Origin of the sequence: Ferroglobus sp., from assembly GCF_015521575.1 — an archaeon.
In the GTDB taxonomy this organism is placed as follows: domain Archaea; phylum Halobacteriota; class Archaeoglobi; order Archaeoglobales; family Archaeoglobaceae; genus Ferroglobus.
Map to the genome: position 1 here is coordinate 1 of NZ_WANY01000233.1, position 8,314 is coordinate 8,314.

Annotated in this window: 9 protein-coding genes and 1 pseudogene; 3 read left to right on the forward strand and 7 right to left on the reverse strand. The window is 44.5% G+C overall.

Annotation, left to right across the window (positions count from 1 at the left end; genetic code table 11):
- From F7C14_RS09335 to F7C14_RS09355, 5 genes are all read right to left on the reverse strand, one after another.
- On the reverse strand, positions 1-232 hold a 232-nt coding region (locus F7C14_RS09335; protein ID WP_290902190.1), incomplete at its 3' end, for a low molecular weight phosphatase family protein.
- Positions 229-981, reverse strand: a complete 753-nt coding sequence (pstB, locus tag F7C14_RS09340; protein ID WP_290902192.1) for a phosphate ABC transporter ATP-binding protein PstB — start codon at positions 979-981, stop codon at positions 229-231. The genes pstB and F7C14_RS09335, both read right to left, overlap by 4 nt.
- A gap of 1 nt (position 982) precedes the next feature.
- The gene (pstA, locus tag F7C14_RS09345; RefSeq protein ID WP_290902194.1) at positions 983-1,831 is read right to left on the reverse strand and encodes a phosphate ABC transporter permease PstA; all 849 of its coding nucleotides are present in this window, start codon (positions 1,829-1,831) and stop codon (positions 983-985) included.
- Positions 1,828-2,718, reverse strand: coding sequence for a phosphate ABC transporter permease subunit PstC (gene pstC, locus F7C14_RS09350; RefSeq protein WP_290902196.1), 891 nt, complete (start codon positions 2,716-2,718; stop codon positions 1,828-1,830). The genes pstA and pstC overlap by 4 nt, the downstream gene beginning before the upstream one ends.
- 40 nt (positions 2,719-2,758) lie before the next feature.
- Positions 2,759-3,706 (reverse strand): PstS family phosphate ABC transporter substrate-binding protein, encoded by a 948-nt coding sequence (locus F7C14_RS09355; protein ID WP_290902198.1) that lies wholly within the window; start codon positions 3,704-3,706, stop codon positions 2,759-2,761.
- Positions 3,707-3,814: 108 nt separating this feature from the next.
- Between F7C14_RS09355 and F7C14_RS09360 the strand changes: the two genes are divergently transcribed.
- The 3 genes from F7C14_RS09360 to F7C14_RS09370 all read left to right on the forward strand — a co-directional run bounded on the left by F7C14_RS09360 (position 3,815) and on the right by F7C14_RS09370 (position 6,432).
- Positions 3,815-4,759: a phosphate uptake regulator PhoU gene (locus tag F7C14_RS09360; protein ID WP_290902200.1), complete on the forward strand. Its 945-nt coding sequence runs from the start codon at positions 3,815-3,817 to the stop codon at positions 4,757-4,759.
- Position 4,760: 1 nt separating this feature from the next.
- Positions 4,761-5,678: a 2-phospho-L-lactate transferase gene (cofD, locus tag F7C14_RS09365; protein ID WP_290902202.1), complete on the forward strand. Its 918-nt coding sequence runs from the start codon at positions 4,761-4,763 to the stop codon at positions 5,676-5,678.
- Positions 5,679-5,742: 64 nt separating this feature from the next.
- Positions 5,743-6,432 carry a metal-dependent hydrolase gene (locus F7C14_RS09370; protein WP_290902204.1) on the forward strand — a complete coding sequence of 230 codons (690 nt, stop codon included), beginning with the start codon at positions 5,743-5,745 and terminating at the stop codon, positions 6,430-6,432.
- 113 nt (positions 6,433-6,545) lie between these two features.
- On the opposite strand, the gene F7C14_RS09375 is transcribed toward F7C14_RS09370, so the two are convergent.
- Together F7C14_RS09375 and F7C14_RS09380 are read right to left on the reverse strand one after the other, a co-directional pair.
- On the reverse strand, positions 6,546-7,184 hold the full coding sequence (locus F7C14_RS09375) for a cytochrome c biogenesis protein (protein WP_367114361.1): 639 nt from the start codon (positions 7,182-7,184) through the stop codon (positions 6,546-6,548).
- A gap of 134 nt (positions 7,185-7,318) precedes the next feature.
- Positions 7,319-7,672: pseudogene (locus F7C14_RS09380) on the reverse strand (PIN domain-containing protein); the annotation flags it as partial.
- Between the last annotated feature and the right edge of the window lie 642 nt (positions 7,673-8,314).

An 8,314-nucleotide genomic window follows, 5' to 3' on the forward strand; every position in this document is an offset into this window, starting at 1 on the left:
CGGCTACGATCAAATCGAAATCCCTTAAGCTTACATCATCGAGAGATTTTGGAGAACGCTCCTTGACTCTATATCCGTATTTTTCTAAAACCTTGACGGCGTTTTCGTCTATCTCTTCTCCTCTCTCAATTCCAGCACTCTCAGCTCTATGCTTTCCGCTCAGAGAATTAAATACTGCTTCAGCCATAACGCTTCTGCAGGTGTTTTCTCGACAAACGAACAGAACTTTCATCCTATTCTTCCCGTTAAGTACTTCTCTGTCAGCTCGTTCTGCGGATTCTCGAAAACTTCTTCCGTTTTTCCGTACTCAACAAGCTTACCCATCCAGAAGAAAGCTACGTAGTCGCTTATTCTTGCCGCTTGCTGAATGTTGTGAGTTACAACAACAACTGTATAGCTCTTCTTCAAATCCACTATCAGATCTTCTATTTTCGAAGCTGCTATCGGATCGAGAGAAGCGGTAGGCTCGTCGAAGAGTATAACCTCAGGATTCGTCGCAATCGCTCTCGCTATGCACAACCTCTGCTGCTGTCCTCCGCTGAGCCTTAAAGCCGAATCGTGAAGCCTGTCTTTAACTTCATCCCAAAGGGCGGCTTTCTTTAAAGCGTCTTCAACTATCTTTTCGAGTTTTTTCTTATCTTTTACTCCGTGAATTCTTGGTCCGAAGGCTACGTTGTCGAATATGCTTTTCGGAAAGGGATTCGGATGCTGGAAAACCATTCCTATTCTCTTTCTCAGCTCAACTGGATCGACGTCTGGATCGTAAATGTTCTTTCCCTCGAACAAAACTTTTCCTTCGACTCTGACGTTCTCCACGAGTTCAATCAATCTGTTGAGGGATCTCAAAAAGGTGGATTTTCCGCAGCCACTCGGACCCATTATAGCCGTTACCTTATTCTTGTAAATTTCCATGTTCACGTCCTGAATTCCGACCTTTTCTCCATAATACACGCTTAAATTTTTGACGTCGAATATTATCATCCTACCACCCCTTAAGCTTCCTGTAGAACCTATTCCTTAAGTAGATGGCGAGGGCGTTCATCGACAGCATAACGGCAAGGAGAACTATGACACCTGCTGGAGCAACTCCGTGGAGGAAACCTTCTTGAGGCATGTCGGTCCACATGAATATTTGCAGGGGCATGGCTGTTGCCGGGCTGAATATGTCTTTCGGAGCTACGAAAACAGTAGTAGCCATTCCCACCATGATTAACGGAGCAGTCTCTCCGATAGCCCTTGATAAGGCGAGAATTACTCCGGTGAGAATTCCGGGAAAGGCTTGAGGCAAAACGACTTCCTTGATTGTCTGCCATTTTGTTGCTCCTAAGGCGAAACTTGCCTCTCTCACTGATTGCGGAACGGCTCTCAACGCTTCTTGAGCGGTGACGATCACTATCGGGACAACCAAAAGCGTTAGTGTTAATGCCCCTACTAACACTGTTCCGGGTTTCAGTTTGAAAGTGGCAACGAAAAGCCCTATTCCGAGAAGCCCATAAACTATCGACGGCACCGCAGCTAAATTCGAGATGTTCACGTCAATAATTCTCGTTAGCTTACCCTTTTTAGCGTACTCCTCCAAGTATAAAGCCGCTCCAACTCCGAGGGGAAGGACGAAGATTCCGACGAGGGTTATCATGTATATCGAGCTGACCAGTGCCGGGTAGATTCCGGCTTTTTCCGGGAACCTTGAGGGAGGTGACGTGAGGAACTGTAAATCGAGCCACCCTAACGCTTCGTAAAACGTGTAAACGATTAAGGCTGAAAGAACGAGCAATCCAAAAACCGTCGCTGCCAAACAAAGTACTAAAAAGAGCTTGTCCGAGAGCTTCATCTGTACACCTCCCTGAAGCGCATCTTAATGTAATTGCTCACAGCATTAAGAGCGAACGTCATGATGAAGAGAGTGAAGCCTATTGCGAAAAGACTCTTGTAAGCTATGCTCTCTCCCGAAACGTCGCTCAATCCTATTTCAACCATAGCAGCGGTCATCGTCTCTATCGGCTTTATCCAGTCTTCGGGGTTGAGAACGTTCACAAGTCTGGGAACTCTGCCAGCAGCTATTGTTACAGCCATGGTCTCTCCTATAGCCCTTGAGATTCCCAAAATGAAGCTGGCAATGATTCCGGAAAGAGCGGAGGGAACGACTATGCTCCAAATGACTCTAACTTTGGAAGCTCCTAAGGCGAAACCAGCCTCTCTTAGGGACTTTGGAACCGCTCTTAGAGCGTCTTCGCTTATACTCGCGACAATCGGAATTATCATAATTCCGACGACTATCGAGGCGCTCAGAGCGTTGTAGGCGGAAATGTCCGGAATTACTTTCTTGAGGAATGGGGTTATGTAGACGAATGCGAAGAATCCGTAAACGACTGTTGGAATTCCAGCTAAAACTTCCAAAGCTGGCTTCAGTATCGATCTCACTCTCTCGCTTGCGTATTCGCTTAGATATATCGCTGCAAGCAAACCGGAGGGAATTGAGATCAAAGCTGCTCCGAGCGTTATCATCAGAGTTCCCGAAATGAGCGGAAGAACTCCGAAGCTGTAGGGCGCTATAGTGGGACTCCACTCAGTTCCGAAGAAGAACTCGATTGGAGAAACGTAGCTAAAGAAGTTGGCTGTTTCGAAAATCAAACTTGCGACGATTCCGAAGGTTATCAGGATCGTCGTCAGGGCAAAGCTGAAGAGTGAAATTTCGATTAATTTTTCCTTCAACCTCATAAGCGATCGTCACTTTTTCTAAATAAAAAGTGTGTGAAATCTACTCAATTCCAAGCTCTTTTAAAGCCTCCTCAAATTTTCTCAGGTTCTCCTCCTTTATTTTTTTGTCCACGGGAACGTAGCCGATCTCCTCTATTATTCCGCTGTCAAGGTTTTCGAGGTAGAATTTAACGAATTCTCTCACAGCGGGCTTTTTCAGACTTTCCTTGTTGACGTAGATGTACAGAGGTCTTGTTAAAGGATACTCTCCGCTTCTTGCATTCTCTATGCTCGGCTCAACGCAAGCTCCGGTCTCTGGATTCTTTATTTTCACAGCCTTTACCTTGTCTTTGTTTTCCAAGTAGTAGGCTAAGCCTAAATATCCCATCGCATACTTGTCTCTCGCAACAGCCTGAATTATCGTGTTATCTTCCTCTGTTCCGTGGTAATCCTTTCTGTGTGCATCTTCTTTTCCTATCACGACTTCGGTAAAGAAGTCGAAGGTTCCAGAGGCTGAAGTTGGTCCGTAGAGCTGTAGATCCTCATTCGGCCATTCGGGATTTACATCGCTCCACTTCGTGATCTTCCCCGTTGCTTCCGGACCCCAAATCTTTCTCAGCTCTTCAAAGCTCAGGCAATCTACCCAGTCGTTTTCTGGATTTACTATCACAGTTAAGGCATCGTAGGCTATTAGGAATTCTATTGGCTCTATTCCGTTTTTCTTAGCGGCTTCAAGTTCTTCGGGCTTAATTTTCCTGCTCGCATCGTTTATATCAACGTAACCCGGTATGAAGAAGTTTTTAAATCCACCCCCCGTTCCGGTGGACTGAACGGAAACAACTATATTCGGGTACAGCTTGTTGAACTCTTCAGCCATAGCCATGGTAATCGGATACACCGTGCTGCTTCCAGCCACTTTAACTTCCCCAGAGATTCCTTCCTCCTTTTCTTGAGCGCAACCTACCAGCAGAACTCCCGTGAAAATGAAAACCAGCAGGAATTTTTTCATGTTCTGAAATCTGTGGAGTTGTTTATATGTTTTTCATATAGTCAATATCAGCTGTCTATATCAATCAGCATGGAAATATAGAAATATATGTTGTTACTGAGGGTATTTATGGACGTGCAGCCGAGGAAGGTGTTCGTGAGTGGGAGCAGCTACATCGTGACCTTACCCAAAAAATGGCTTGAGGAAAACAACGTTAAAGCTGGAGACATCGTTTACATCGAAGTCGGTAAGAACTCGATAAGGATCTTCCCCTCCCTTTCGAAAGTTTCGGAAAAAGAGGGGGTGATTTCCGGAGTTAAAAAAGCTGATACCCTCATAAGGAAGGTGATTTCTTATTACCTTGCTGGATACACGAGCATAAGGGTGAAAGTGCCACCTGAGATCAGAAAGGCTGTTTACGAGGCTGTGGAGATGCTGATAGGTGCGGAAGTTATAGAGGATTACGTTAACGAACTCAAGATAGTTATATTCCACAGCGAAAGGAGGTTTAAGCCGGAAGAGCTGCTCGACAAAATGTTCTCCGTTACTCAGAGCATGCACGAAGATCTATCCAAGTGCATGGAGGAATTCGATGAGAATCTCTGCGTCAGCATTCTGGATAGAGAAAAGGAGGTTGACAGATTGTACTTCCTCATTCTCAGACAGCTTAAAATGGCACTCAGCTATCAAGATGTTGCTTCAATGATAAATCTGAAGCCAAGGGAAATCTTGGGTTACAGAATTGTCGTTAAGAATGTTGAAAGAGTTGCGGACCACCTAACGACAATGGCTGAGGAAATGCTGAGGCAGAGGAGGGGGTGCGAGTTCTACCAAATCTCTGAGGAGGTGAGGAGGTCTTTCAGAATTGCTATGAATTCATTCTTCAAGAGAGACGAAAACCTCGCTGAAGAGCTGTTCGAGCTAACGAGAGATTTAAAAGCAAAGCTTAGAGTGTTTGAAGTGAGTGACGCTAAGGAGGCTTTACTCAAAAAAACGATTTCGGATGCCCTTTCAAGGATAGTCGGGTACTCGGAGGATGTGGCTGAAATAGTCCTGAACCTTTCGGTGGAGTGAGATGCTGGCGGTGCTTTCGGGGGGAACTGGAACGCCGAAGATGCTTACCGGACTTAAGGAGGTAGCGGATTTTTCGGTCGTAGTTAATACAGCCGAAGATATTTGGATATCTGGAAATAAAGTTTGTCCGGATATAGACTCCGTTATTTACGCTCTTGCTGGGGTGATAGACGAGGAAAAGTGGTGGGGGGTAAAAAATGATTCCTTTGTTACCCACAACTTTCTGAAAAAGCTTGGATTTGATGAGATGCTGATGATAGGGGATGTCGATAGAGCTACGCACATTTTCAGAAGCGAGCTGCTTAGAAGAGGGTATTCTTTGACTGAAGCAACTTTAAAGCTTGCAGATGCTTATGGAGTGAAGAGTAAAGTTCTGCCGATGTGTGAGGAGGAGGTAGAGACGAGGATAGTTTGCGATGTTGGGGACTTGCACTTTCAGGAGTTTTGGATAAAGCATAGAGGGGAGCCTGAAGTTTACGACATCTATTTTAAAGGAATCGAAAAGGCTAAAGCGACGGAGGAGGTTTTGAAAGAGCTTGAAAAAAGTAAAGCTGTGATAATCGGACCGAGCAACCCTATAACGAGCATCTCCCCAATTTTAATGGTTAGAGGGATAAGGGAAGTTCTGGAAGAAAAAATCGTCGTCGCGGTTTCTCCGATAATAGGGAGTTCTCCGGTAAGCGGTCCTGCTGCCAAGTTTATGAAAGCAAAAGGATACGAAGTTTCTCCGGCTGGAGTTTACGAAGTTTATAAGGATTTTCTTGACGCTTTAGTCGTTCAGCTTGGAGATGAGTGGGTGAAAGACAGGGTGGATTGCAAAGTGTTCTCCACAAACACGATTATGAAAAGTAAGGAAGATGCGGTAAAGCTTTCGAAGTTTTTGATCGAAGTTGTTGAGAAGCTGCAGCGTAAGTTTTGATAGCTTTAATTAATTCGGCAACTACTTTAAGCAGAAGAGAATATCTCCTTTGGGGGTGGTGTAAGTGGTAAAGGTGTGGTGGCTCGGGCATGCAGCGTTTCTTATCGAGGGGAGTAAGAAGGTGATAGTCGACCCCTTCATAACGGGAAACCCCCTTTCGCCGGTTAAGGTGGAGGATGTGAAGGTGGATTTGGTTGCTGTAACTCACGGACACGGAGATCATCTTGGTGATGCTGTCGAAATTGCGAAAAACAACGATGTGCCAGTGGTTTGCATCCACGAGCTTTCGAGGGTTTTGGCGAAGAAGGGTGTGGAAGCGGTGGGAATGAATATAGGTGGGACGGCTAAAGTGAACGGAGTAAAAGTCACGATGGTTAAGGCTGTTCACTCTGCCGACGTTGAGGAGGACGATACAATTATTTCAGCCGGAGATCCGGCTGGTTTTGTGATAGAAGTGGACGGAGTTAGGATATACCACTGCGGAGACACGGATGTGTTCTTGGATATGCAGCTGATAGGTGAACTTTACAATCCGGATGTTATGCTCGTGCCGATCGGAGACTGGTACACCATGGGAGTTGAAGCTGCCGCAAAGGCTGTTGAACTCGTAAAACCGAAGGTTGCGATTCCTATGCACTACAACACTTTCCCCGTCATTGAGAAAAATCCGGAGGAGTTCAAGAAAGCTGTTGAGGAGAAAGGACTTGACGTTAAAGTTGTGATATTGAAGCCCGGCGAATTCTACGAAATCTGATTATTTCAACATCTTTTCTATTCTCTTGAGTTTCATGAAACTGTAAACTGTTAAGGCGAAAATTAAAAGCATTACTGCCATCGAGGCTGCGAACACAGCTGTGAAGTCGTCCATCATACCACCTCCATAATTTTTTCGGCTTTATAGTTTAGGTAAGTCAAAGCGATGTAGAGGAGAGTGAAAGCGGCGAAGTTGAGCATGAGGGGAACTGCAATCTTTATGTGAATTTCCGCTGTTGTCGGATGCAGGGAAAACCACAGCCTCGTGGAAAGATAGCTTAGCGGAACGGTAACGTACGCGAAAATTGCGTAGATTGACGAAATCCTTGCTTTATCCTCTGGGTTATCTATGGAAGAGCGAAGAGCAAAGTAAGCTGCATAGACGAACCAGAGAATCAGAACTGTCGTCTCTCTTGGATCCCAGTTCCAGTAAGTCCCCCAAGCTCTGTTCGCCCATATGCTTCCGCTTATCAAAGCGGCTGTTATGTAAACGAAGCCGACCAAAGCGGAGGATGAAGCGAGAACATCGAATTTGGAATCCCTCGTTTTCAAGTAGAGAATTCCTGAAATCAGTGTAACTGTGAATGCTAAAAATGAGTTGATCGCCGCGGGTAGGTGGAAGAAAATTATTCTGTAGTTGTTTTCGAGAATTTTTTCAGGAGATGGGGGGAGAATAACGAGTCCTATGTATGATCCGATCGCGAAGAGAATTAATGACACTAAAACGAGTAAAATGCCGACTTCACTCCTCATTGCTTTCAAATTAAGGGGTTGAAATATAAACGTTTTTCTTCACATGAGTATATCAGGAAATTGACTATCTGCTTTCACATCTCTTTCTTTAACAACCTTGAAAACGGGTGTTCCTGTAAAGCCAAAAGTCATCACTACTTCACGAATTCAACGTTTTCCAAGTTTTTAAACTCCTCGTCACCAGTTAAAAACTTGATATTCAGTCTTTTGGCAACGACGTAGCCGAGACAGTCTATAAGCGATAACTTCTTTCTCTGTTTTTTCGATCGTAATCTAAACTCCGAAGCGTTCACGAAGTCGTTGTCGTCAACTTTAACAACTTCGAAGCTGTCTCTAACAGCCGAAAGCAGCTCCAAAGCCTTGAATTTCCCATAATCTCTTACGAGGGCGTAAGACAATTCAAGCAAGTTAAACTCAGTCGTAGCAAGTTCTAAATCTGCATACTGCTCGTAGTTTCTATTTCCCCTCAAAATCTCAATTATAGCACACGTATCCGCAAAGAAGTCAGCCGTGTATCTCTCAGTTCATCCTTTACCTTCTGGGCATCTACTTTCAATAACCTTGACCATACGTCCACCTCCAGCCGAAATATCAACTACAGCTTCCTCTCAACGAATATCTTCACTTCGTTTATAATTTCTTCCGCCACCTTGAAGCTCTGTAGTAGACATCGCAATTAACCTTCTCCCTTAATTGCATGCCCTTAGCTAAAATCTTACCACAAAGCTCCTCGACGCTTACGACTTTATCTGTGCTTATGAAAGCCTTCAAATCCAAGAATTTTACAAAGCGCCGAAGAGTATGGGAAATGAAACTCTTCCGCTCAGAATTAAGCTCAAGCCGATAAAAATTTTCGAAAAACTCATCAAATTCAGTCAGATTATTCCAAAGTTAAAATTCATCACTAATAGGAAAGGAGTATGGGCATTTAATGGGTAAAGCCATGAGGAACCACTCAAGATGATTTCGGATTTATCATAGAACTTGTAAGTGGCTAACCTCAGAATCTCTCTGTAACTACCTAACATGCCATCTGAACTTTTTTAAACAGAGAGCAAAAGCTGAGAAAGGATGGTCGATAGAAGTACGGTTCTTCACGTTGCGGAGCTGGCAAAGATTGAGTTAAAGGA